This is a genomic window from Desulfatibacillum alkenivorans DSM 16219 (genome assembly GCF_900142135.1).
Classification (GTDB): Bacteria; Desulfobacterota; Desulfobacteria; order Desulfobacterales; family Desulfatibacillaceae; genus Desulfatibacillum; species Desulfatibacillum alkenivorans.
On record NZ_FQZU01000013.1, the window covers coordinates 113348 to 136561 of the forward strand.

The 23214-nt window shown below is 54.2% G+C and carries 20 protein-coding genes, 1 tRNA gene and 1 pseudogene; 7 read left to right on the top strand and 15 right to left on the bottom strand.

Annotation, left to right across the window (positions count from 1 at the left end; translation table 11 throughout):
- The first annotated feature begins 10 nt into the window (after positions 1-10).
- Positions 11-1408 (top strand): sigma-54 interaction domain-containing protein, encoded by a 1398-nt coding sequence (locus tag BUE18_RS12475; RefSeq protein ID WP_073476122.1) that lies wholly within the window; start codon positions 11-13, stop codon positions 1406-1408.
- A gap of 8 nt (positions 1409-1416) precedes the next feature.
- On the opposite strand, the gene BUE18_RS12480 is transcribed toward BUE18_RS12475, so the two are convergent.
- The 9 genes from BUE18_RS12480 to BUE18_RS12520 all read right to left on the bottom strand — a co-directional run bounded on the left by BUE18_RS12480 (position 1417) and on the right by BUE18_RS12520 (position 8863).
- Positions 1417-1821 (bottom strand): response regulator, encoded by a 405-nt coding sequence (locus BUE18_RS12480; protein WP_073476124.1) that lies wholly within the window; start codon positions 1819-1821, stop codon positions 1417-1419.
- A 204-nt stretch (positions 1822-2025) separates the two neighbouring features.
- Complete coding sequence (locus BUE18_RS12485) at positions 2026-2430, bottom strand: Zn-ribbon domain-containing OB-fold protein (RefSeq protein ID WP_073476126.1); 405 nt, start codon at positions 2428-2430, stop codon at positions 2026-2028.
- 5 nt (positions 2431-2435) lie between these two features.
- Positions 2436-3599: a thiolase family protein gene (locus BUE18_RS12490; protein ID WP_170868345.1), complete on the bottom strand. Its 1164-nt coding sequence runs from the start codon at positions 3597-3599 to the stop codon at positions 2436-2438.
- Between the two features lie 132 nt (positions 3600-3731).
- Positions 3732-4211, bottom strand: coding sequence for a UPF0158 family protein (locus tag BUE18_RS12495; protein ID WP_073476128.1), 480 nt, complete (start codon positions 4209-4211; stop codon positions 3732-3734).
- Between the two features lie 170 nt (positions 4212-4381).
- A complete protein-coding gene (gene groL, locus BUE18_RS12500; protein ID WP_073476130.1) occupies positions 4382-6028 on the bottom strand; it encodes a chaperonin GroEL in 1647 nt (548 codons plus the stop codon).
- A gap of 56 nt (positions 6029-6084) precedes the next feature.
- A complete protein-coding gene (gene groES, locus BUE18_RS12505) occupies positions 6085-6372 on the bottom strand; it encodes a co-chaperone GroES (protein ID WP_015948972.1) in 288 nt (95 codons plus the stop codon).
- A gap of 330 nt (positions 6373-6702) precedes the next feature.
- The gene (locus tag BUE18_RS12510; protein ID WP_073476131.1) at positions 6703-6984 is read right to left on the bottom strand and encodes an FmdB family zinc ribbon protein; all 282 of its coding nucleotides are present in this window, start codon (positions 6982-6984) and stop codon (positions 6703-6705) included.
- Between the two features lie 171 nt (positions 6985-7155).
- Positions 7156-8634, bottom strand: coding sequence for an HD domain-containing phosphohydrolase (locus tag BUE18_RS12515; protein WP_073476132.1), 1479 nt, complete (start codon positions 8632-8634; stop codon positions 7156-7158).
- Between the two features lie 155 nt (positions 8635-8789).
- Positions 8790-8863: transfer RNA gene (locus tag BUE18_RS12520), tRNA-Gln, on the bottom strand.
- Between the two features lie 234 nt (positions 8864-9097).
- Between BUE18_RS12520 and BUE18_RS12525 the strand changes: the two genes are divergently transcribed.
- The 4 genes from BUE18_RS12525 (at position 9098) to BUE18_RS12540 (ending at position 13896) form a co-directional block, all read left to right on the top strand.
- Complete coding sequence (locus BUE18_RS12525) at positions 9098-9463, top strand: MmcQ/YjbR family DNA-binding protein (RefSeq protein ID WP_073476133.1); 366 nt, start codon at positions 9098-9100, stop codon at positions 9461-9463.
- 199 nt (positions 9464-9662) lie between these two features.
- Positions 9663-10565, top strand: coding sequence for a DUF2059 domain-containing protein (locus BUE18_RS12530; protein ID WP_073476135.1), 903 nt, complete (start codon positions 9663-9665; stop codon positions 10563-10565).
- 114 nt (positions 10566-10679) lie between these two features.
- A complete protein-coding gene (locus BUE18_RS12535; protein ID WP_073476137.1) occupies positions 10680-11564 on the top strand; it encodes a DUF2059 domain-containing protein in 885 nt (294 codons plus the stop codon).
- Positions 11565-11610: 46 nt separating this feature from the next.
- Positions 11611-13896, top strand: a complete 2286-nt coding sequence (locus BUE18_RS12540; RefSeq protein WP_073476139.1) for a hypothetical protein — start codon at positions 11611-11613, stop codon at positions 13894-13896.
- Positions 13897-13940: 44 nt separating this feature from the next.
- Here the strand turns inward: BUE18_RS12540 and BUE18_RS12545 are convergent, their stop codons facing one another.
- The 4 genes from BUE18_RS12545 to BUE18_RS12560 all read right to left on the bottom strand — a co-directional run bounded on the left by BUE18_RS12545 (position 13941) and on the right by BUE18_RS12560 (position 18918).
- Entirely contained in the window at positions 13941-14360 is a 420-nt protein-coding gene (locus tag BUE18_RS12545; protein WP_139264719.1) for a type 2 periplasmic-binding domain-containing protein, read from the bottom strand.
- Between the two features lie 175 nt (positions 14361-14535).
- On the bottom strand, positions 14536-16680 hold the full coding sequence (locus BUE18_RS12550; protein ID WP_073476142.1) for a molybdopterin-dependent oxidoreductase: 2145 nt from the start codon (positions 16678-16680) through the stop codon (positions 14536-14538).
- Positions 16681-16882: 202 nt separating this feature from the next.
- Positions 16883-17599, bottom strand: a complete 717-nt coding sequence (locus BUE18_RS12555) for a hypothetical protein (protein ID WP_139264720.1) — start codon at positions 17597-17599, stop codon at positions 16883-16885.
- A 200-nt stretch (positions 17600-17799) separates the two neighbouring features.
- On the bottom strand, positions 17800-18918 hold the full coding sequence (locus BUE18_RS12560; RefSeq protein WP_073476146.1) for an SGNH/GDSL hydrolase family protein: 1119 nt from the start codon (positions 18916-18918) through the stop codon (positions 17800-17802).
- A gap of 206 nt (positions 18919-19124) precedes the next feature.
- Here BUE18_RS12560 and BUE18_RS12565 point away from each other — a divergent pair, with 206 nt between their 5' ends.
- A complete protein-coding gene (locus tag BUE18_RS12565; protein ID WP_073476148.1) occupies positions 19125-20201 on the top strand; it encodes a hypothetical protein in 1077 nt (358 codons plus the stop codon).
- On the opposite strand, the gene BUE18_RS12570 is transcribed toward BUE18_RS12565, so the two are convergent.
- Together BUE18_RS12570 and BUE18_RS12575 are read right to left on the bottom strand one after the other, a co-directional pair.
- Complete coding sequence (locus BUE18_RS12570) at positions 20167-21783, bottom strand: tetratricopeptide repeat protein (protein WP_083610979.1); 1617 nt, start codon at positions 21781-21783, stop codon at positions 20167-20169. The two genes, BUE18_RS12565 and BUE18_RS12570, sit on opposite strands and share 35 nt — an antisense overlap.
- A gap of 182 nt (positions 21784-21965) precedes the next feature.
- The gene (locus tag BUE18_RS12575) at positions 21966-22385 is read right to left on the bottom strand and encodes an RHS repeat domain-containing protein (protein ID WP_073476151.1); all 420 of its coding nucleotides are present in this window, start codon (positions 22383-22385) and stop codon (positions 21966-21968) included.
- A gap of 607 nt (positions 22386-22992) precedes the next feature.
- On the opposite strand from BUE18_RS12575, the pseudogene BUE18_RS12580 reads away from it, so the two are divergent.
- A pseudogene (locus BUE18_RS12580) lies at positions 22993-23214 on the top strand (IS1380 family transposase); the annotation flags it as partial.

Genomic DNA, 23214 nt, shown 5'->3' on the forward strand with positions numbered 1-23214 from the left:
AGGTGAACACATGAACAGCTCAGACCTGAACCTCTATTGGAAAACCGTGGTGGACACCATCCAGGACGGCGTAATGATCGTCAGCCCGGAAGGAACCATCATATCGGTGAACAAGGGATTTGAAACCATCACCGGCTACTCCCAAAGTGAAGTTCTTGGGCAGTCCTGCACCTTGCTGGGGTGCAGTTCGTGTGAAATCGCCAGAAACGCGGAGGGCTGCCACTGGTGCGTGATGTTCAAGCACGGCAGGCTTCGGAGGCAGCGCTGCGCCCTGATTCGCAAGGACGGCACGCCGGTCCGGATTGTGAAAAACGCCTCTGTGCTGAAAGACGGCGAAGGGCAGATTATCGGAGCGGTGGAGACCATTACGGACATCACCGACCTGACGACCAAGGAAAGCCTGATTGCCTCCTATCGTCAGGAGTTGGACGCCCAGGACCGGTTTTACGGCATGATCGGGGCTTCGGCGCCCATGCAAGCCCTGTTTGAGCTGATTCGCAACGCCGGCCAATCGGACGCGCCGGTGATCATCTTTGGAGAAAGCGGAACGGGCAAGGAATTGATCGCCAAGGCCATTCACGAGGCCGGGTCCCGCAGCCGGTCTCCTTATATAAAGGTGAATTGTGCAGCTTTGAACGAATCGTTGTTGGAAAGCGAGCTTTTCGGACATGTAAAAGGTTCGTTCACAGGCGCGCACAGGGACCGGGAAGGGCGGTTTGAGGCTGCGGATAAAGGGGACATCTTTCTGGACGAAATAGGGGATTTGCCCCTGTCCACCCAGGTCAAACTCTTGCGGGTGCTGGAGGAGAAGGTGGTGGAAAGGGTGGGGGACCACAGGCCCATCCAGGTGGACGTGCGCATTATATCCGCCACCAACCGGGATTTGCAGGCCCTTATTGCCAAAGGCGAATTCCGCGAGGATTTTTTCTACCGGATCAACGTCATTCCCCTGCGGGCGCCTTCGCTTCGGGAGCGCAAGGAGGACATCCCGCTTCTGGCCAGGTCTTTTTTCAACCGCATCCGCATGAAAAGCGGCAAGGACATCCAGGGGATTTCCAGAGAGGCTATGGACGCCCTGGTCAATTACAACTGGCCGGGTAATGTGCGGGAGCTGAAAAGCGCCCTGGAGTTCGCCTTTGTCTCTTGCCATGAGGAGTTGATCGAGCCCCGGCACTTGCCCGCGCCCATAGCAGCGCAGCCGGATTGCGCGCCGCCGCAGCCTTTCCCTTTGCATAGCAGGGGGCCTGGCGGCGCCACATTGGATCAGGTTAAAAAGACGCGCCTGATAGAGGCCTTAACCTCAGCCAGGGGCAACCAATCCGAGGCGGCCAGAATCCTGGGAATCTCCCGCACCAGCGTCTGGGCTCAGGCCAAGCGCTACGGCGTCAACCCGGCGGATTATGCTTAAAGAGGAAGTTAGGCTGGTTTATCCGAGTCCAGCACCCCCCGAATCATGGACGCCATTTCCTGCTTGACGATGGGCTTCATGAGAAAGCCTTTGACGCCGATGGCCGCCGCGTTCTCTTTGTTGATGCGTTCGCTGAACCCGGTGCAAATGACAATGGGGATGTCGGGGCGTATTTTCTTCAATTCCACGGCGAGTTGGTCGCCGGTGAGGTGGGGCATGGCCATATCGGAGATGACCATGTCATAGGAATCTGATTCGGTTTTGAATTTTTCCAGAGCGTCCTCGCCGCTGAGTTGCACAGTCACCTGATAACCCAGCCGCTCCAGCATGACCTGCCCGATTCGCGCGATGGCGGGCTCGTCGTCCACCAGCAGGATGCGTTCATTTTGAGCATTATATGAAATCGATACCAATGTTATAATTTATCAGAGGGGGTTAGGTCCAGCTTTTTCATGGAAGCAGTAAAAAGACAGCCGAGTCCGGTTTGCCTGGCAAACCGGACTTGGAGTAGTCGGCGTTAAAAAAAATGGTCGGAGAGATAAAAAAGGTAAATTTAGGGCTTGACACGTGTGTTATAATATCCGCCTTCCCAATTCAAACAATCTCTTCCCTACATTTTATGCAGGCCTAAACTTCGGCAGGGTGCATTCCTCCGAGACGTCGTCCCAATGCACCTGGACCGGCATGTCGCAGGCCAAGGATTCGTGGGGGCATTCCACAATGTTGGTGATCAACATGGGGCCTTCCTCCAACTCCACAATGGCGACCACGTAAGGAACCTTGTCCGCAAATTCGGGGTGAAAGGGCTGGTGGTATATCACGTAGCTGTATATGGTTCCTTTGCCGCCCGACTGAACCATTTCCACTTCCTGGGAATGGCAACGGGGGCAAAGAATGCCGGGAGGCCAGCGGATTTCTCCGCACTCGGCGCATTTCTGAAACAGCAGTTCATGATTCCGGCATCCTTCCCAAAAGGGCTTGGAGTCGGCGTCAGGCGTGGGCGTAAGATCGTTATAGGTCATGGCGGCTACCCCTTTTTAAGTACAAAGCAAGCATGAGATTGGAGGATTCCTCCGTTGTCGCTGGCCAGGATGACTTCCGGCGGCTTGGTTTGGGTCTGGGGCCCAAGCTGCCTGTCGCCGCATTGGCCGCGAAGCTGCATGACCGCCTCGGCAATGGGAGTCAGGCCCATGAAATACGCCTCGGACAATTGCCCGCCCGATGTGTTGACGGGCATGCTTCCTCCGGGCTCGATGGTTCCGCCCTTAAGCCAGTCTCCGCCTTCCCCAGGCCCGAAAAAACCATAGTCCTGCAAGGTGATTTCCACGGTGTAGGAAAAGCAGTCGTAAATCTGGCAGGCGTCCACGTCTTTCAGGCTGACGTCCGCCATTTGCAGGGCTTCCTTCCCGGCCTTTTTTGCGCCGGTGGGGCCGGCCATATATCTTGCCTGCCCGATTTCACGGGAGGGATTCTGCTGTCCCATGCCGGAAATCAAAACTGCGGGCTGCCTCAAATCCCTGGCCCTCTCGGCCGAGGTGACGATGATGGCCCTGCCTCCGTCGCTGACAAGGCAGATATCCACCAGGCGGAAGGGATCGGCCGCCATGGGGGCCTTAAAATAGTCTTCCTCAGCCAAAGGCTTTTTGCCCATGACGGAGATGGGATTCAAGGCCGCCCATTTCCGCTGTCCGGAAGCAATGCGCTGCCAGGTTCCCGGTCCTGTCCCGAACTCGTGCATGGCCCTTCTGGCCGCCAGGGCGTATCCGCCCACAGCGCCGAAATGGCCGAAAGCCGCCTCGTTTCGGGTCATCTGAAAGAGCATTTGGGCCATGCCGCCGCCCCACAAGGCGCTGTGGCCGTAGGTGATGACCACGTAGTTGCAAATCCCGGCGTCAAGCACGCCAACTGCGTGCTGTAAATGAATGCGGGATCAGTTGGCGTCCTGGCTCAGGTAGGACGGCTCAATGCCAAGGTGCTGGGCGATGTGTTGCGGGGTGACGTCAGGCTCGCCCGGGCAGGGGGGAAAGTGACGATAGGCGATGAGGCCGTCAATGTCCTCTTTTTTCAGGCCTGCGTCTTTGATGGCGTTGGCCGTGGCTTCCAGATGAAAGCTCAACGACGTCCGGTCCGGGACCTTGCCCTGGGGCGTGTATCCGACTCCCACAATGGCGTATTTGTCTTTCAAGCTCATTAGAAAAGTCCTTGGGTTAAGAGAATTGTTAAGAACAAAAAAGCAGGTTGGCTTTTTTATAGTACCCAAGGCGAGCGGGGCAGGTCAAACACTCCATTGAAAGCAGGGATTCACAGGAATTTGCCTGGCTGCTCAGTCCTTGCAATCATCCACATATTCGATGTTTTCAAATTCGCACCAGTCCATGGCTATTTTTTTAAGGGCTTGGTCTTTGAATTTGTACCAGTCCTCCTGCACTCCATGGTAGCGGATGCCGTTTTTGAAGCGGCGAAAGGCGCCGGCGCCCTGGATTGCATCGGCAAGGTCCTCGGCAACCCGATCGTTGTCCAGGGAGTTGATAAAATTTTCCATGATGCGATATTCGTTGATTTCAAAATTGTCAGGCAACGCGGCAAAGGCCTCATCGTTTTCCAGGATCCTTTTCGCCAGTTCAAAATCTTCTTCCTGCCAATCAGACGAATTGTACCCTTCCTCTCCATCCTCAACATAGGAGAACACCTCATCGGCAATAAAAAACACCTTGCCGGTTTCCCTTTCCAGATAACTAGTGGCTTCATCAAAGTTCATGGACATATCGTCAATGATCGCCTTCAAGCTTGCTTTCGCCCCCATAATAACCTCCTATGATAGAATTTCTTGATCTGATTCCAGTAAGACAATGATATTTTGATTCTAAAGATTTTTTAAACAGAGTCAAGACGCTTCGTCCAAATAAAAAAGGCGCCTCCCTTGCGGGAAGGCGCCCTTGGACTTGCTCAATCAGGCTTTAGCCTGGGGGAATCTTACATCATTCCGCCCATGCCGCCCATGCCGCCCATGCCGCCGCCGGGCATTGCGGGCATGCCGCCGGCATTTTCTTCCGGCACGTCAGCGATCATGGCTTCGGTGGTGAGCATGAGGCCGGCGATGCTGCAAGCGTTCTGCAGAGCCAGGCGGACCACCTTGGTGGGGTCGATGACGCCGGCTTCGATCAGGTCTTCATAGGTGTCGGTGTCGGCATTGTAGCCCTGGGATCCTTCGGTGTTGCGGACCTTTTCCAGAACCACGGAGCCTTCCATGCCGGCGTTGTTGGCGATCATGCGAAGCGGAGCTTCCAGGGCGCGCATAACCACGCGGGCGCCGATTTTCTGCTCGCCGGTGATTTTGGCCTTGGACACGGCGTCAATAGCGCGAACCAGAGCCACGCCGCCGCCGGGAACGATGCCTTCTTCAACCGCTGCGCGGGTGGCGTTCAGGGCGTCTTCCACGCGGGCTTTCTTTTCTTTCATTTCAACTTCGGTGGCTGCGCCGACATTGATGACGGCCACGCCGCCGATCAGCTTGGCCAGACGTTCCTGCAGCTTTTCGCGGTCGTAATCGGAGGTGGTGTCATCGATCTGAGCGCGGATTTGCTTGACGCGGCCTTCCAGAGCGCTGCGGGCGCCTGCGCCGTCAACGATGGTGGTGTTGTCTTTGTCGATGGATACGCGTTTGCACTTGCCGAGGTCAGCCAGGGACATATTTTCCAGCTTGATGCCCATGTCTTCGGAAACCACGGTGCCGCCGGTGAGGATGGCGATGTCTTCGAGCATGGCCTTGCGGCGGTCGCCAAAGCCGGGGGCCTTGACGGCTGCAATCTGCAGGGTGCCGCGGAGCCTGTTAACGACCAAGGTGGCCAGCGCTTCGCCTTCCACGTCTTCCGCAACGATCAGGAGGGGCTTGCCCATTTTTGCGGTTTGCTCCAGCAGGGGCAGCAGGTCCTTCATGTTGGAGATTTTCTTCTCGTGGATCAGGATATAAGGATCTTCCAGGGAGCACACCATTTTTTCGGAATCGGTCACAAAGTAAGGGGAAATGTAACCGCGGTCGAACTGCATGCCTTCCACCACGTCCAGGGTGGTGTCCATGGATTTGGCTTCTTCCACCGTGATAACGCCTTCTTTGCCGACTTTGTTCATGGCCTCGGCGATGATGTTGCCGATGGTCTCGTCGTTGTTGGCGGAGATGGTGCCGACCTGGGCGATTTCGCGTTGTTCCTTGGTGGGCTTGGAAAGATTCATCAGGGATTTGACGGCTGCTTCGCAAGCCTTGTCAATGCCGCGTTTGATAGCCATGGGGTTGTTGCCCGCCACGACCAGCTTCATGCCTTCTTCGTAGATGGCGCGAGCAAGCACCGTAGCGGTGGTGGTTCCGTCGCCGGCGGTGTCGCTGGTCTTGGAAGCCACTTCCTTAACCATCTGAGCGCCCATGTTCTCGAACTTGTTTTCCAGTTCGATTTCCTTGGCCACGGTCACGCCGTCTTTGGTCACGGTGGGAGCGCCCCAGGCTTTGTCGATAACCACGTTGCGGCCCTTGGGACCGTGGGTGACGGCTACGGCGTCGGCCAGTGCGTTGACTCCAGCGAGCATAAGCTCCCTGGCTTTCATATCGTATTTAATTTCTTTTGCCATTTTCTATATTTCCTCCCTAATTTGGTGAGTTTTTACGAGTCCTGAAAAAAAGAAAACTACTGCACGATGCCCAGTACGTCATCTTCGCGCATGATCAGGTATTCTTCACCCTCGATCTTCACCTCGGTTCCGGAATATTTGCCGAACAGCACGCGATCGCCCACTTTCACTTCCAGAGCGATCTTGGTTCCGTCTTCTGCATTTCTGCCCGGACCCACGGCTACGATTTCGCCCTCGGCGGGTTTTTCCTTTGCCGTATCAGGGATGATAATTCCACCTTTGGTTTTGGTTTCTTCAGCCAGACGCTTTACCAGGATGCGATCTGCTAATGGTTGAAGTTTCATACGCTGTCTCTCCTTTTTTTCTTTAATGTGGTGGCTTTCACACCGGCATTTTCCGTCTAAAGCGGCGCTCTGGCGTGAAATGCAAGTTGCTATAAGGTTATCCAATTTTTGTTGGAGAAGTTAATCACCCAAAATGATTTGTAAAGAGGCTGATTTGATTTTTTTATGAAACCAAGTTCAGCCAACCCCCCCCCAGGCTCCGTATGTTTTCGCCGTACTTAACCATCAAACCCGGGAAAGTCTTTTCCCGGGCCTTCCGATCCCATAACTGTTCTAAAAAAATCTATGCTTAGAAAGGGGGGGCCTGAAATGCAAAAGCCCCTGCCCGAATTACTCGGAGGAGCTGCTTTTGGCGCCGGCCCCGGCGGAGCAGCCGGCGGAACAAGACGATTCCGTTTTGGATTCCGTCTTATCCTTGGACGCGGAAGCATTTTTTCCTGCGTAATCCGTTACATACCAACCCGTGCCCTTGAGATGGAAACTGGAATTGGAAATGAGCTTCCTCAATTTTCCCGAGCAAAACTCACATGTTGTAAGAGGATCGTCAGAAAACTTCTGTAAGGCCTCCATGGTTTTTCCACATTCCGTGCATTCATACTCGTAGATCGGCATCTTTCTATCTCCCTGCTTGGCAGAACCGCCCTTGTTCTGTTTTTTCAATAATTTTAGACTCAAACGAGTGGTCTTCAAATCACATGATCAATATAGAGCGCCGTAAAAATTTGTCAAGGGCGGCAAAAAGCCATTTTTATAATTTTTTTTCTCCCAAACCAGGGCAGGCGCCTATTTTTCCGTAATTCGCTCCCAAAGACGCTGGCTTACAAACAGTTCCACCACGTCCTTATCCAATCTGCCCGACTCCACGTCCGACTGCAAAATGGCGCAGGCGCGCTCAGGAGGCGCCGCCTTCCTGTACGGCCTGTCTATGGCTGTCAAGGCGTCGAAGATGTCCACCATGGCCAGGATGCGGGCTTCCAGGGTGATTTCCTGATCGTGCAGATGGCGGGGGTATCCCGTGCCGTTCAGCATTTCGTGGTGCGAGGCCGCAATGTTGGGGACCGCTTCCAGGTGGCCGGTAAAGGGGATGTTTTTCACGATATTCAAGGTGTGCTCCACATGCCCCTGCATGGTCTTGTATTCCTCCGGGGTGAGATTGCCTTTTTTGACAGCCAGGTAGACCATCTCGCCGTCCGTAAGCAAGGTGCGCTCGGTCCCCCCGGCGTCGTAAAAAGTCCTGGCGTGAAGCTGGCCTAAAAATTCCTCATCCTCGTCCGGGAGCCAATTGGCCCGGTTGATATTTTTCAGGCGTTGGAAATCCGCTTTCAGCGCTTCGCGCTCCTTGGCCGTATCCTCCCGGGGATTTTTGCTTCCGGCGGCTGCAGCCTCGATAGCCAAACTGGCCGCGCAAAGGTTGAAGCGCTCCTCTATGGTTTCCTCCACCCCTGCAGGAAGGCGGAGATGCTTGTCCAAAATGGCTTCGGGAACGCCGATTTTTCCCAAATCGTGCAGCCAGGCCGAGTAGCTGAGCCTTTCCAGTTCATCCGCCGTAAAATGAATGTCCTTGAAGGGGCCGTCGTCCAGGCGGTTGATTTCCTGTGCAATGACAGTGGCGTACTCCGCAACACGGCGGGAGTGGCCGGCCGTATGGGGGCTTCGAGCGTCGATGGCGGAGGCCGAATAGCGGATCAAGGCCTCAAACAGGCTCTTGATATAGGATATGAGCCGGGCGTTTCGAATGGCCACGGCGGCCTGGGAAGCCAAAGACATGGTCAGGCTGATGATGGACTGGGGAAAAGGAACCACCTTGCCGTCATCATTCTTGGCGTTGATAAGCTGAAGCACTCCCAGAACCTCGCCGTCCGGCTCTTTCATGGGAACCACCAGCATGCTCTGGGACCGGTAATTGTTTTTCTGGTCGAAATCCCGGTTGAACGAAAAGGGCAGCCTGTCGGAAAGCATGTACACGTCTTCGATATCCAACAACTCCCCGTTCAGGGCGACATATCCCGCAATGCTTCGCGAATCCAGGGGGATAGGCACGGGCTTGAACGCCCCCCTGGCGCCCTTGCCGTTAAGCGTGTCGTTTTGGGCGATGCGAAAATACAGCTGATCCTTTTCCAGAGTGTAAAGGCTTCCGGCATCTGCATTGGTGAAGCCCCTTGCTTCCGTAACGATCAGGGCGAGCAATTTCTCAAGCTGGATTTCGTTGGAAAGAGCAATGCCTATTTGGTTGAGCCGTTCAATCTGGGGGTGCAATTCCATGCTTCACGTTCCATAAACCTGTTTTAATTCCGGCGCCGGCGATTTCCGGCGCATTGCCGGATATCTGGATAAGCAAAAGCCGTTCCAAACAAAACTGATGCTAAAAACAAAAAAGGGGCGTCTGAAGAAGTCAGACGCCCCAGGTTCTTCATATTTGGCTGAGGGACAAGGATTCGAACCTTGGTTAACGGGGCCAGAACCCGTCGTCCTGCCGCTAGACGATCCCTCAGCAAAATTTACCCAAAAATTATAAATGCGGCGGCCTGTGTTGTCAAGGGGGGAATCCGGAAAAACAGGAAAAAATCCTGAAAGGCGGCCCCAACCAAGCCTCAATCGCGCTGGGCGGACAATCTCTTAGATGAAAATTTAATTAAGCGCAAGCCCTATGTTCCAAATTCTTGCAAACTACCTTTCCCCGGTCTATATTCGGCAGATTCTTAATCAAGCTGCGGAGGAGAATTTTATGGATCTGCAAACAGTGACGGCTTACCTGGACAAGAAACAGGGCGCGGTTCAGGACTTTCCCTTCGGCCCGGACGCCATGGTTTACAAAGTCATGGGAAAAATGTTCGCCCTCATCGCTCTGGAAAGCTCCCCCCTGCGTATGAACCTCAAGTGCGACCCGGATCACGCCCTGGCTCTCCGAAGCATATATCCCTCCGTATCGCCCGGATACCACATGAACAAAAATCATTGGAATACCGTGATCCTGGACGGAACCATTCCCTCCGATCATCTCTTTGACATGATGGACGACTCTTACGACCTGGTGGTCGCAGGCCTTAAAAAAGCCGACCGGGAAAAACTGAGCCGAAAGCCCTCCGAATAACTCCCCCGTTCCATGGTTTTTCATGGTGCAACCCAACCCGGCGGAACTTCAAACATTGCGCAAGCCATCCTGAGTTTGATGAAAATCCGGCGGCGCAATACAGGTCTTTGCTTTGCCTATGGTGGTGTAATATGGTATCGTGCCGTGCTTTATTACACCCCCAAACAGCGTTTCGGGGAAGATGCAACAGGAGTGGATAATGAAACGGATTGTCATCGTCTCCATGGCGCTTTTGCTCAGCGCCTGCTCGTATCCAGGGCTTGAAAAACAATATATGAACAGCCCTGTCAGGGAGCTGGTGCTTCGGGCCATGGCGAAAGACATGGCGGAAGGGCTGCAGGCTGACTGGGAAGAGTCTATGGGAAAGGCGGAAACGGGCGACGCCTCCGTCGACGCCATTAAAGGCAGGCAATACAGGCGGCTTGTCATGGAGGCCTTTGACCCCGAACGATTTGAAGAGCTTATTTATGAGTTCCTGGATGAATCCTTGACGGAAAGAGTTCAGGTCAAGATTATAAAATGGGATAACAGCCCCCTGGGGCGCAAGGTAGCGCACATTGAAAGGGCGAAAAAAAATGCTGCTCCGGATTATTCCAAGGAGGCCGTTCAGGAGGCCTTGGGCGTACACGGAAACGCGGCAAAGAGAACTGCCCTGATTTGGGATTTGGTGGACGCAGTGGGCATGCCTTCTTTTTTGGCGCAAGCCACGGAGGATATGGGCGCCGCCATGGCCGCGGCCATCCAGGTGGAGCATGATGCGGCTTGGGAGGACGTGGAGGATATGCGGGACGACTTGATCAACGATATGGGTCTCGATATCCGGGATTTGCGCCTGGAGCGGTTCAATGAAACGGCGGTGGATCTCAAAGAGCTAACAGACAGGGAGATCCTAACCATGATCGATCATTATCGAAGCCGTGAAATGCAGTCTTATTTGCAAAACTTGTACAAGGCTCTCAATACCGGCATGAAGGAGCTCGGGGCCAAAGCCGGAGAAGCGATTGTCACGTTGATCAACCAGGAGGTTGCCTCGGTTCCAATCGCCCCTCCGGCGCTTCCGGCCGTAGTGTCTGAGGGCGGTAATCCCATATCTTGGGGATAAGCGAATATCGCCCGTGATTTTTTGCATTTGCCTGGATAGTATGGTAGCCTTGCCGATGGGAATGAAAGCCCCGCCTTTGATTCCGGCCTTGGGTCGTTGGTTCAGGAGAAAAAAATGAAGAAATATGCGCTGGCTGTTTTTCTTATAGCGGCATGCCTTTGTTCATGCACGGCCGCATCCGTGCGTTCGAAGGCGTCCGTGGACGAAATCCGGGATTTGATGGTCAAGTCCGGAATAGAGCAGCAGTTTCAGTCCATAGAAGACCAGTGGAAGGAAGGCATTGAAGGGGCAATGGAAGACGCCATGATTTCGGGCCGGTCTCAAAATAACGAGGCCGTTCAGGAAATGGTCAGCCGTTTGTCCGAAGCCCTCATAGAATCCATGGATGCCCAGCGTTTTCATGATCTCGTATTTCAAAATATCCAGGATAAAATGAATTCCCGGGAGGTGGCGTTCGTTGCCGACTGGTTCAGCACTCCCCTGGGGAAAAAAATTGTGAAAATCGAGCAGGACTACACCGAAGTCGGCGGAGCAGCCACGGCGGCGTCGGTTGGCTTAGCCTTGGCGCGCCATGATAATCCCAAAACCAGATCCGACCTTATTAAGGAGTATATAAAGGCCACCGCCTTGATGGATCGGCTTTACGTCCTGATGGAGAACATGGCTTTTGCAATTGCCTTGCCCATGATCATGGCCTCCCCGCAGGAAGATATTTCTGTGGATGATGTAAGGTCCCTGGTTTTAGGCCAATTGCAAGCCCAAAGACCTGTTTTTGAAACGCAATGCTATTATGATAATGTGGTATGCTATATGGGGCTTTCGGACGAAGAACTTGAGGAATACATCCGGTTTACCAAAGCAAAGGAAACTCAAAAGCTGCTGAGCGCGATGATGGACTCCATGGAGCAGGGTCTTCAGGAAGTGGGCGACAAAGCGGGTAAAGCCGCCGCTGAAGTCGTAAAGGATATAAGGGAAAACGGGCCGGGAAAAAAGGCCTAACCAACCGCCCGTTGCGTTATGCAGGGCCGCTGGCAGGATGATTGATATGAACTTAGCAGCCGAGCTTGATATCAATACGGATTTGGATGAGGAAATTGAGGGCCTGTTCAAGGACCTGGGAGAAGACGACGCCGTCGAGCACATGGTCATCCCGGACATGCCCGGACTTTCCGAAACCCTGCACAATGAAGAACAGCGCATGGACGTGTACAGGGTTCATCTGGTGGATTTCACCCGCCAGGTTTCCAGTTTTCTGGGCGCCTCCCTGTCCGGGGGGTTCCGGGCCACGGAGGCGGCCGTCACCCGGCTGGTGGAACGGCTCTCCGCATTGCACGAATTGGGCGACCACGTGGGCAAGGTCCTGATTCGTCACCGGGGCAGGGGCCTGGAAGGCGAGGGCGCCAATTCCGCCAAATACGACTACACTGTCTGCTTCGGCGCCCTGAAGCTGGACATCCCTTTACTGAAAGATGCGGAAAAACGCCTTGGCCAGCCTGCGGAACACGCCACCGTGGACTTTCGAAACGCCCTGAAAACCATGGGCTCCTACGGCATCCACACCCTGTACGCCTCCACCCTGCCGCACGACGCCCAGGCCCGGCAGATGCTGCGCTTGTGCCTGAACGTGCTGGCCGATTACCTGCGCATGTTCCAGGAGGGAAAAAATCTCAAATACGAAGGCATTGACCCCTGGCAAGGGCTGCCTGTCGTCCTGAATCCCGCGGGATTTCCCGACCCCAATCTCACTTGCCTGGCAGCCGTAAACGGCTTAAAGCCAAGGACCGTCTCCCGCTTGGTGGATAAAATCGGAAGCCTCATGCTGGATGTGGGTCCCGGGCATCCGCTCAAGCAATACGCCAGCGTGTACGACGCCGTGTTTGGGTTCGAAAAGCTCTCCGACGTCCTGGTGCGGCCGCCCATGGAAATCAACAACGCCCGGTGGCTTATCAACGAGCATGAAAGCCAGCCCTTATCCGACTCCCAGGCAAGGCTGGTTCGCTTTTTGGCCCGGGAATTCCCCAACGGCTCCCAGGCGCCCGGCAAACTGGTGGACAGCCTGTACGCCACGGACTTCGGGTGCGTGAACTGCTTTCATCTCATGGATCGCATGACCCTGGCCTCCGACCTGCTCAAAGCCATGGGAAAGGCTGCTCCGCACCGAAAAAACCAGGTGGATTTCTCCCTGGAAAACCTGGAAATGGAGGTGCTGGGAAACCTGGAGAAAGGCCTGGCCCGGGTGAGCGAGCCTGTGCTGAAAAACCTGTGCGTGTCCAACGACGCCCTGGTGGCCAGACAGCCGGAATGCGACGAAGTCCGCGCATGCGTGGATGAACGGATTCTGGACCTTGTCTCCTTTTTTCACCATCGCAGCCAGACCAAAAAGAAAATGGAGTCCCTGCCCTTCGCCGTGAATGAGTTTGATAGGTCGGACTATCAGACCATCGCCAGGGACTTCGGCTCCACCGTGGACGAGGCAAAGGATCTGGTCAGGATATTCAAACTCTGCTTTGATGACGGCGGGCACTTTATCCGTCCGGTTTTCGAGGAGAACATCCCCGCCCTGGCGCGGTACCAGGACCACGTTTTTGAGTTTTTGTGGCATTACCTCCAAAACAGCATGCACAGGGAGGACCGCATTGCCTTCTTGAACGCCCTCCAGGTGCTCATCGACAGAATGAACCAGCCCCAAAAGGCCCTGACCGTGCTCTTGGAGGATTTCATTCACGATCCCGAAACAATTCAGTTCCACGACCGCAACGCGCTCATGTTGTGCAGCGTGCTCATGCGCACATTCAACAAGGAGCTGCACAAAGACACCGAGTACACGCCTCAGGAAGTGCTTAAGGTGAAGGCCGGGCTCGACCAGCGCGCCGTCATCCATGCGCGGGAGTTCCTGGATGCCAACCGGGAGCGCTTTTTCGTCAAAATTCGCACCATCCACACCCTGCTCAAACAGGCCCTGGGCAAATACAAGGTCAAAGGACGGCCGCCCACACGCTACCTGCTTATCCTGGAATGGGAAGCCTACATCCTGCTTTCGCTGGTGGGGGGGGCCGCCGCCGAGACTGTGGTGGGAAGCGCTTTGGGAGAGTACGGCAACCCGGACTCCGAGATCTACCACCTCCCCAGAAGCAACCAGGCTCTGCTATGGCTGCTGCTTTTATTGCAGGTGGTGGCACAGGGCGCCGCGCGTTTCGGCAGGCCCGCCGACGCGGTCCTGTTGTCTCAGATCAAAAACAGGGAGGAGTTTTTTGTGGCTTTGGGCGGAGGAGAAAGAGCCCGCAAGCAGATAAGAAACCTGGTGCGCCAGTTGAAACGCAACTTTAAATAGCCCTCGGCCGGGCTCTCCCGCAATCGCCGCCAGCTTCCAACGCGTCAGGGAACTATTGTAATTTGTTTGACGTTTGCGGCGGGAGTCTCCGCCCCTATGTACCCGATGGCGCCTTCCTGCTGCGCCACATAATCCACAAGCTGCCGCTCCGTCTTGAACAAATTGATTTTCAAGGGTTTTCCGGTAAAGGCTATGCGCCTCCAGTGGGTGGAAAATTGGGCCGGGGTCTTACGCAGATACAATTCCAGGAATTTTTGGTGCACGGGGCCGCCTTCCAGCGCAGCCGGGTAAATAAAGCCTCCCTCCTTCCAAGTGCGTTCTTTTCCCAGGAAAATGGTGCGCAGGCTTTTAGCGCTCAGGCTATCTTGGCTTACACGTTTATTGGCGATCACAACGGGGCTGTCAGCTAACGAGACGCTTGACAAAAATAGCAGGATCAACAAAGCGCCTAGGACTCGACTCATCAAAAAAACTTCTCCTTTGGACTTGCATACCGGGGGGATAGGCAATGTCGCCAGGGATTTTCTCCCCGAGTATATCATTTTATATCAGTAAATATTGTAAACGCTGCATCAATATGGCGTAAATTGAACCTTTCCCACTAAAAATCATCCTAAATACTACATTATATTAAAATAATTACAAGTCGTTTTTCTTGGAGACCTTCACCGGCACCCCGGAAAAAACGGCTGTCCCGCAGATGGAATCCACCCGTTGATTGTCCGTGATGTCATTGACGGACACGCCGGGCCGGCGGGAAGCCACTTTCAGAGAGACCCCTTTGTAATGATGCCCCCAGCCGTGAGGCACGCTCACAACCCCTTCCATGATGTTTGAAGTGACTTCCGCTTCCAGTTCGATTTTCCCTACCCGAGACTCCAGACTGATGACGTCGCCTTCCTCTATTCCCCGGGAGGCTGCGTCTGCGGGGTTCAGCATGGCGGTGCAGCGGTTGGAGGGCGTGTGCATGTTTTCCAGGTTGTGGAACCACGAATTGTTGGATTTCCGGTTCCGCCGGCCAATGAGCAGCAGGTCGTAATCGCCGGTGATTTCCGGCGCGGAGAAGTTCCCGGAAAGGACTTCCAAACCGTCCGTAAAGATTTGGGGAACCAGGTTGATGCGCTTGTTTTTGGTGAACAAACGGCCGGGCAGGCTGGAGCGCAAAGGCCCCAGGTCTACTCCATGGGGGGACGCCTTCATCTTTTTTAAAGTGAGCCCCTGGCCCCAGGGGTTGAGGCCGGCCCCGTGAGGGCCTATGCGAATTCCGGCCTTGAGCAGCAAGGTCGGAGTGGTCATTTTAACGGCGGCCGCTGCCAAGGGGTTGGCCTCCATGCGCACCGCCAGCTCCTTTAAAATCTGCCAGTTATGCCGCACGTCCCCCTCCGGTTTAAACACCGCCGGAGAATACTTGACCATATTGTGCGAGCCGCAAACATTGGTCATGGTTGCCATGTGGTCGTGCTCCAGAACGTTCGTGGGCGGTAAAATGACGTTGGCATGCCGGGACGATTCGGCGATGTACCAGTCCATGGCCACCATGTAGTCCAGTTCGGCCAGGGCCTGATCCAGGATTTTGCCGTTGGGCGCGGACAGAACCGGATTGCCGCAAATGCTCACCAAACCCCGGATCTTGCCGGGCCCGGGCGTCATGATTTCCTCGGCCAGAGCCGCCACGGGAAACTCGTCTCCAAAGGCCGGAAGCCCCCTCACGCGGGTTTTGTTTTTTCCCAATTCCCCTTTGGAGGTCATCCACGAAAGAAACTTGGCCACGTCCAAGGCCGGAGTGGGAAACATAAAGCCCCCGGGCCTGTCGAATTTGCCTGCTACAATGTTCACGAGCATAATCAGCCAATTGACCAGAGCGCCGTATTCCTGCACGCAGGCGCCCATGCGCCCGTAGCAAACCGCTGAAGGGGCGCGGCAAAAATCCCGGGCAACGGCTTCCACGTCCCGGGGGGAAACGCCTGTGACGGATTCGGTTTTTTCCGGGCTGAAGGCTTTTACCATGGATTCCGCCTGATCCAGGCCGTCGCAAAAATGCCCCAACCACCCCGGATCCGCCAGGCCGTCCCGAAACATGACATGCAGCAGGGAGGCGAGGAAGAATACGTCCGAGCCCGGCCGGATAAAAAAATGCTTGTCCGCCAGAGACGCCGTCGCCGTTTTCATGGGGTCCACCACAACCACTTTGCCGCCCCGCTTTTGAATGGCTTTCATGCGCCTTCCAAACCCGGGCAGGGTCATGATGCTGCCTCCGGAAACCACGGGATTGCCTCCTATCAATAAAAAATAATCGGTTCGGTTTGCGTCCGGGCTGGGCAACAGAAACATGTGGCCGAACAACTGCTCGCAGACCAGCATGAGCGGCAACTGGTCTGCAGAACTCGCAGAAAAGCGGTTTTTTGTGTTCATGGCCCGGAAAAAGGGCAGCAGGAAAAGCAAGGATCCATGGTAGTGGGCGTTGGGATTGCCGAAATAAAAAGCCAAAGCGTCATTCCCGTATTCTTTTCTGATCGCCTTCAATCCCGCCTCGGCCTGATCAAAGGCGTCATCCCACGAAACCCTCTCCCACCCGGCGCCCGTCCGCACCACAGGCTGGCGCAAACGGTCGGGGTCGTTGTATAAATCCTTAAGGGCTGCGCCCTTTGCGCAAAGGTATCCTTTGGACAAAGGGTCGTTTTTATCCCCTCTGATTGTTAAAATCTCGGTACCGCGGGTGACAATTTCCAGCCCGCACATGGATTCGCAAATGGAACAGGAACGATAGTGGCGTTTTGTTTCCATAACCCCCCCCAAGAATAATGTACAATTTTTCCGTAAAGCGGCCGGCGGCCAAGGCGCCGCTTAAAATGCCGGCTCCGCCCTAAAACGAAATTTAACCGAATTGGCTGTTGATAAAAAAAGATAAGGCGAACGGACATCCTCCAATCCGTTCGCCTTATTCATAACAGGCGCCTGGTGTGAATGCAACCTGAGAGATACGCTTTCAGTCCGGCGGAGAAAGCACTTTCATCAGTGAGTCGTGAATCTCATCCAGCTTGCCTTTATCCAAAACTTTTTTGCCGGCTCTGTCCTGAATAAAAAATACGTCCATGACCAGGTAGCCGAAGGTGGCGATCCGGGCCGTGCAAACCGTGACGTCGCACAGGTGCAATTCCCGGGTGATCCGATACAGGAGGCCAAGGCTGTCTCCTGCACTTATGCTGACTACCGTGAAAAAGCGCGACGCATCATTATCCAGGCGCACGGAAGGGGTCGCATGATATCGGGAGTCGGGTTCCGCCTCCGGGGAGTCCAGTTTCTTCCGGAGCATGGATCCCAGATCGATCCTGTTTTCCAGAACGCCCAAAAGGTCGTTTTCCAGCTTCTGGCTCCACGTGTCGTCCAAAACCGCGTCTATAGGCAGCTTCACCTTAAAAATGTCTATCACGGTTTGGTTGGTCCATGTGTATATGCGGGACTCCTGGATATCCAGTCCATGCAGAAAAAAAGTCCCGGTTATTTTATTGAAAAGACCAGACTGGTCCTTGCAACATATGGTGATCGAACGGGTGCGGTCATCATCGGCGGGAGCGATTTGCACCAAGGCGGTTGCATGCGCGAGCTTCTGATGAAGTTCTATGTGGCTGGAAATATCCTCCGGAGAATTTTCCCGGGTGTACCGGGCTGGCATGTGGTTAAAAAGTTCTTTCCAATCGTACATGGTAACGCCTCTCTTTCTGCTCTTTCTCAACAAGGGTTTATCCCCCCTTTCCATTTTTTTATTGGCAAGAATGGCGCCAGAATTATAATCTCCTGAATTCATGTGAAATGCATCACAAAGAACCGTCTCTAAAAATACAAAAACGTATCTATATTCCCTCAGAATCCACAAAAATGAAGGTTTTTGGGCCTAAAAAAACTCTAATCCAGAAGGCCGCCAGTCCATAGACTCCGCGCCTTCTCAACCAGGGCGAAAGCAGCCACGCGAGCTCCCAAAGAAGAGGGATGCGTATCATCGCCGGCCGCGTACAAGGACTTGGGGGTCGCGCCAGCCTCTTTCTCAGATTGCCGGTTTTGAAAATCCTCTCTAAAATACCTGGATAAACGAAAATGGGGAAGCCTGAATGTGTCCGCCAGCCGTTCCACGGTCATTCGGCGGCCCTCGGGGGGCGCTATTTTTCTGTCCCCGTCAAGCCACAGGCCGTCGTCTCCGTTATCCACGTCCACAATCCCGTCGTCGTCAAACCGCGGCCAAACGGCGACCAGGCATGCAAATCCGTATTCCAAAGAAAGCCGGTGGAGCAGTTCAAAGCCTTGCTCCACGTTGTTTCCTCCTATTTCTTCGAATTGCCGGTCATTGATCCAATAATCTTTGTTTTCCGATGCGAAATGCATATAGTCCATTTCCATGGCCAGGGTCCGGAAAAGCCTGGAATGGATGAACAGCCACTCAATATATCTGGGCCGTTGGATGCGGTAATGGCTGATTTGGCTGTTGAAATCCCTGAAATCATTTTTCACGAAGATCACAATCACCATGTCCGGGTCGAATTTCAAGGCTTTGGTGCGCAGCAGCTCCACTTCGGCCCGGGTGCAGTACCCTCCCATGCCAAAATTCAACACTTCGACGCGGTCTTCAACCATCAACTGATCCATCCAGCGCGAAATGGTTTGGTTCAAATCCCACACTCTGTGCCCTGCGGCCACGGAATCGCCCAGCACTACAATCCGTTTCCATCCCGGCTTTTTTTCCAGGGACCGCTCGATATCCCGCTGGCCGTGGGCGTTGATGTACGGAAAAGTTTCGTGCAAGTTCGGGTTGCTGCACCGGAAGTTGGGTTTTAGCTCATAACCTAAGATGGGATTGGATGAGGCCTGATAAGCGCTGTTTTCCACATGGGTCCGCACGCGATGCACGTCCGGGCCTATCTTAAAAACGCGCACAAGGGCTTCGGCGAACCCGAGGGCGAGCAAGGTCGATACGCACACCAGCATGAGCCTGGTGCAAATGTTGCTGATTTTGTATTTCATGACAATCATTAAAAAACCGCCGTGCGGAGAAGGCGGAGGTTTTTTTTCAAGGCCAAAACGGAACGCAAAGCATGATCGGCATATGAATACACCGAAATCCTTGACTTTTGTCCTATCACGTCATATTGGTTTATACAAGGCCTTGTCTCAGTAGTTCCATTGGCGCGAACGCTGTGCGCCAACCCCTGTAAGTCCATACAATTAGGAGCGTCACAATGAATAGGTTTCTATCCGTTGCCTGTGCGACCATGGCATGCGCTTTAGCACTCGTTGCCTGGATCCCTCAGCCTGCTGCGGCTGAATTCAGCCCGGACCCGGAGACGGATTTTATAATTGACGTAGACAAAGTGATCTATACGGATCAGGCGGGGCGAATCATTGTTGATGATTTTTCCGTCCAGCCCTTTCCCGGGGAGCAAATCGCCTACTTTGACGTCTCCCAGTACGCCGCTGGCCACGAAGGGGTGTATGACTACAACATACAGGCGGACAAGGAGTTCACCCCCGCCGCCTATCTCAATCGCGTTATGAATGACAGCGACCAGGAGTATTTTCTGCGCCTGGCCCTTGACCAGGAGGAAGGGGACTTCGGCTGGTTCCCCCTTGTCATGGGAGACGGAACGGCCAGAAACATAGACTTGAGCGTGAAGTTCACGAATTTCAGGAATGTTACGGAGTCCCAGATAGGCTACCATTTTCAATTGGCCGCAGGCGGATGCACCCTGACCGGGCTGTGGTTCACCGGCACCCGAGCAAACGGGAAGACGTACAGGGACGCCTTGATTTTTTTCGGCTCCATAACGGACGACGATGGAACCACCTATCCGGTTTCAGACACCGACGGCTACCCTTTGGAAGCCATTATTACGGATACGTCCGATCCGGACCAGACAACGGTCACGTTGCGGCTTATCATCAGCACGTATAACCAGGACGACACGGCTTATCAGGGAGGGCTCCTGAGCGCCAGCTATAAGATAAACGACGAAGACACCGTCGCTTTTTTTGAAGGCAGCACCCTGAACGTAAGGCAGGTCACGGGCTATGACGGAACTTATACGGATGATCAGGGCGTGGAGCACAGCTACGATCAGGGGGATTCCGTGGGGTACTACTCCTTTCCCTTTATTCACATGTTCACCAAAAAATACACGGCCGGCAGCCGTTCAAAAACCACAACCGTGATTGACGAGCACGTGGGAGGAACCTGCTTTATCGACAATGCCTTTGCAAAGCCCAGCCAAGAATCCAAAATCATCAATCCCACATGGCTTTGGAAGTCCCGTCCATAAGGGTTTGCAGTCTCTTTCCCGCCTGGACGTGGCCGGGATCGGCGGCCAGAACCTTTTTCAGGTTTTTCGCCGCCGCCGAAACATCGCCCAACTGAATCTGGGCCGCGGCCAGGCCGAATAAAGCCTCCACGTGGTCCGGCTCCCACGCCAGCGCCTGTCTGAAGTATTCGGCGCCTTCTTCGAACTCCCCTCTGTTCACAGCCAGGCAGCCCAGCCCGTACCATGCATCCCCATGCCGGGGGTTGATGGCCAGGGCCTTTTCATACTCCTGTACGGCCTCATCCAAACGCCCCCGGGCTGCCAGCGACGAGCCCAAATACTCGTGAACCATATAATTTTTTTTAGTGACATCAAGGGTATGGGCGTACAGGGTGATGGAATCCCTCCATTCTCTCGCCTGCAATGTTGAAAGCACGAACAGGAAAATGACAAAGGCCGCCGCCAAACCAATTCCAGGCTTGGCCAAAGAGTCTCTTTTCCTTATCAGCCAATCCCCGGTCCATACCGCCCCTATGATCAATCCCAGCAATGGAATGTACATAAACCGGTCCGCACGGCCCTGCAGCCCGGATTGCACCAGGCCGATCACCGGCAGCAAGGCGACGATGAAAAAGAACCAGCCCGCCGTGAGCCAGGGCGTCCTCTCCCTGAATCTCCAGGTCAAACCCGCGGCTGCGGCGAAAAAAACGCCCGCCAATACGGCTTGATAAACCGGCAAGTCCATGCCCGGATGCGGGTAAAAAACGCCCAGGTTCAACGGCCAAAGGCTTTTCAGCGCATACCATCCATAGGCGTATACGGCGCCCCCAATGCGGGCGGCCAGGGGAACGGCGTCAAGGCTTTGCACACCCCGGTACAGGTTTTGGGCGTACAGCGTGATAAGCCCGAATCCCAGGCACATTAACGCCAGGGGGATTTTTTCCAAAATCAGACATCGGACCTTCCCCCGGGAGAATCGGTTCAAAGGCCAATAATCCAGGATCAGCAATATAAAAGGGAGCGCTACCGCCATAGGCTTGGCCGCCAAGGACAAAAAACCGGCGCAGAAAATCCACAACAGCCAGGCTCTTTTGCGTGATTGAACGTATCGCCCGTAAGCCCCTATGCCCAATAAAAAGAAAAAAGCGAAAAGCACGTCTTTCCGTTCTGACACCCAACAAACGGACTCCACGTGCAGAGGATGGACCGCAAAAATCAAAGCGGATATAAAACTTAAACGAAATGACTTGGTCAGCGGCGACAAAACCTGCAAGACCAGCAGGCTGTTGGCCAGGTGGAGCAGCATGTTGGTCAGGTGAAAGCCCCAGGCGCCCCCGCCGAAAAGGCTTTGATCGGCCATCAGGGATATCCAGGTCAAAGGGATCCAGAACCCCCCATGCAAGGTTTGAAAAGCCCAGGCGACTCCTTGGGCCGTCAGCCCGGCCTGCACCATGGGATTTTGCGTGACGTACACCCCGTCGTCCAGGTCAATGAAATCAAACCCCAGGCTTTGGGCGTAAATCCCCAGAACCGCCGCGGCCAAAAGCGTTCCGGCGGCGATATGCATGTTTAAACGCGTGCGTGCGGTCTGGCTGTTCTCCATAAATCAAGGCCCGGTTTCAATGGGAGAGGTTGGCTCATCAAGACTAACATCCTGCAATGGTAAAACATTTTTTATCAAGAGAAAAGCCTGAATTTTGCGGCTGGATGTGAAGCGGAAGGCTTGAAAGAAAAAGGCGCAACCAGGTCTGCCGACCTGACGACTTCCAGGTTATGCTCGTCGTCCTACTCGAATTCCATGACGACGCCAAGCTCGTTGACCGCCTTGGTCTTCTTGTTAAACCGGGAGTCGTATTCGTAGGATACGGAAGTCTGGTCGGGATAGGTGACCTGAATCAGGTTTTCCCACTCGTCGTATTCCTTGACCGTGGTTTTTCCCGCGCCGTCCGTAACGCGGACAATGCGGCCTTCCTTGACGATCTCCCTGGACAACTGGCCGTTTATTTCCATGCGGGTTGTATTGCCATGTTCGTCAAACCACGTTTCCGTGACCTTGCCCATGGAGGTGGTCACCTTGGAGTAATATTCCTTGGTGTCAAAGAAATAATCGTACTCATAATACTTGCCATTGCCGTCTTCGTGCAGCAGGGACTCCAGGTAGCCGTAGCTGTCGTAGGCCAGGGTCGGCAGATCGGGTTGCGCCATATTGGCGCCTTACGAGCCGATAAAAGATTAATGAACTGCGTTAAATCTATATTGTAACGATTGAATTTATTCATTATTTCAAAATGATATAAAGTTAGTGAATTAGTCAGGGACGTCCCCGAGAATTTTGTGGGGCAAACGGTAGCCAGTGTTAATGTTGAGACTCAATCTTCCTTAGGGCAAGTTGTGACTAAAGGGGCTTCAGACTCAACTGTATCGTCCGCCACCCAGAAAAATAATCGAGCGAAAAAAAATGAGTCAGATGCAACCTCCACTCATCCAGGGGGGGATGCCGCGACAAGTATAAGTTCTTCTTCAACACAGGCTGCTAGTGTTCAGGGAAACAGCCATGCTGATAAAGCAGGGGACTCTGGTGGAAGACCTGAAAACTCAGAATACACTGACTCCTGGAACACCGGATCATCGAATGTAAGTGACGAAGGAGCTTATACGCCATAAGTTTATGAAAACGAGGGGAGAAGCCTTCTCCCCTCCCCAGATCCGCGATTGATGGGGAGAAAAAAAATGAAAAACCCCGTTGTGCTTGAGAAAACAAGCAGATAGGATGGAGTTGACCACAACAACCTATCACCAACGGGGTGAAGCCATGATGACACAGACAGTCCTCCCTTTCAAGCTGGAAGTCACCAACGAGACAATCACCGCCCATGCCGGGTTGGTTGTGTTCGGCGAATTTGTTCACGGCCTTGGATTGAACGCTCTGGTCAACCGCAATTTGCCCAAACCCGGTTCAGGGGCGGGATATGCGCCGTCCGCCTTTATTGAACCGCTTATTTTGATGCTTCATGGAGGCGGCCGGAGCTTGGAG

What these genes read in the sequence shown, in the direction of transcription:
- BUE18_RS12475 (WP_073476122.1), top strand. Translation starts at nt 11, where the DNA reads ATGAACAGCTCAGACCTGAACCTCTATTGGAAAACCGTGGTGGACACC.
- BUE18_RS12485 (WP_073476126.1), bottom strand. Translation starts at nt 2,430, where the DNA reads ATGACCTATAACGATCTTACGCCCACGCCTGACGCCGACTCCAAGCCC.
- BUE18_RS12495 (WP_073476128.1), bottom strand. Translation starts at nt 4,211, where the DNA reads ATGGGGGCGAAAGCAAGCTTGAAGGCGATCATTGACGATATGTCCATG.
- groL (WP_073476130.1), bottom strand. Translation starts at nt 6,028, where the DNA reads ATGGCAAAAGAAATTAAATACGATATGAAAGCCAGGGAGCTTATGCTC.
- groES (WP_015948972.1), bottom strand. Translation starts at nt 6,372, where the DNA reads ATGAAACTTCAACCATTAGCAGATCGCATCCTGGTAAAGCGTCTGGCT.
- BUE18_RS12510 (WP_073476131.1), bottom strand. Translation starts at nt 6,984, where the DNA reads ATGCCGATCTACGAGTATGAATGCACGGAATGTGGAAAAACCATGGAG.
- BUE18_RS12515 (WP_073476132.1), bottom strand. Translation starts at nt 8,634, where the DNA reads ATGGAATTGCACCCCCAGATTGAACGGCTCAACCAAATAGGCATTGCT.
- BUE18_RS12525 (WP_073476133.1), top strand. Translation starts at nt 9,098, where the DNA reads ATGGATCTGCAAACAGTGACGGCTTACCTGGACAAGAAACAGGGCGCG.
- BUE18_RS12530 (WP_073476135.1), top strand. Translation starts at nt 9,663, where the DNA reads ATGAAACGGATTGTCATCGTCTCCATGGCGCTTTTGCTCAGCGCCTGC.
- BUE18_RS12535 (WP_073476137.1), top strand. Translation starts at nt 10,680, where the DNA reads ATGAAGAAATATGCGCTGGCTGTTTTTCTTATAGCGGCATGCCTTTGT.
- BUE18_RS12540 (WP_073476139.1), top strand. Translation starts at nt 11,611, where the DNA reads ATGAACTTAGCAGCCGAGCTTGATATCAATACGGATTTGGATGAGGAA.
- BUE18_RS12545 (WP_139264719.1), bottom strand. Translation starts at nt 14,360, where the DNA reads ATGAGTCGAGTCCTAGGCGCTTTGTTGATCCTGCTATTTTTGTCAAGC.
- BUE18_RS12550 (WP_073476142.1), bottom strand. Translation starts at nt 16,680, where the DNA reads ATGGAAACAAAACGCCACTATCGTTCCTGTTCCATTTGCGAATCCATG.
- BUE18_RS12555 (WP_139264720.1), bottom strand. Translation starts at nt 17,599, where the DNA reads ATGTACGATTGGAAAGAACTTTTTAACCACATGCCAGCCCGGTACACC.
- BUE18_RS12560 (WP_073476146.1), bottom strand. Translation starts at nt 18,918, where the DNA reads ATGATTGTCATGAAATACAAAATCAGCAACATTTGCACCAGGCTCATG.
- BUE18_RS12565 (WP_073476148.1), top strand. Translation starts at nt 19,125, where the DNA reads ATGAATAGGTTTCTATCCGTTGCCTGTGCGACCATGGCATGCGCTTTA.
- BUE18_RS12570 (WP_083610979.1), bottom strand. Translation starts at nt 21,783, where the DNA reads ATGGAGAACAGCCAGACCGCACGCACGCGTTTAAACATGCATATCGCC.
- BUE18_RS12575 (WP_073476151.1), bottom strand. Translation starts at nt 22,385, where the DNA reads ATGGCGCAACCCGATCTGCCGACCCTGGCCTACGACAGCTACGGCTAC.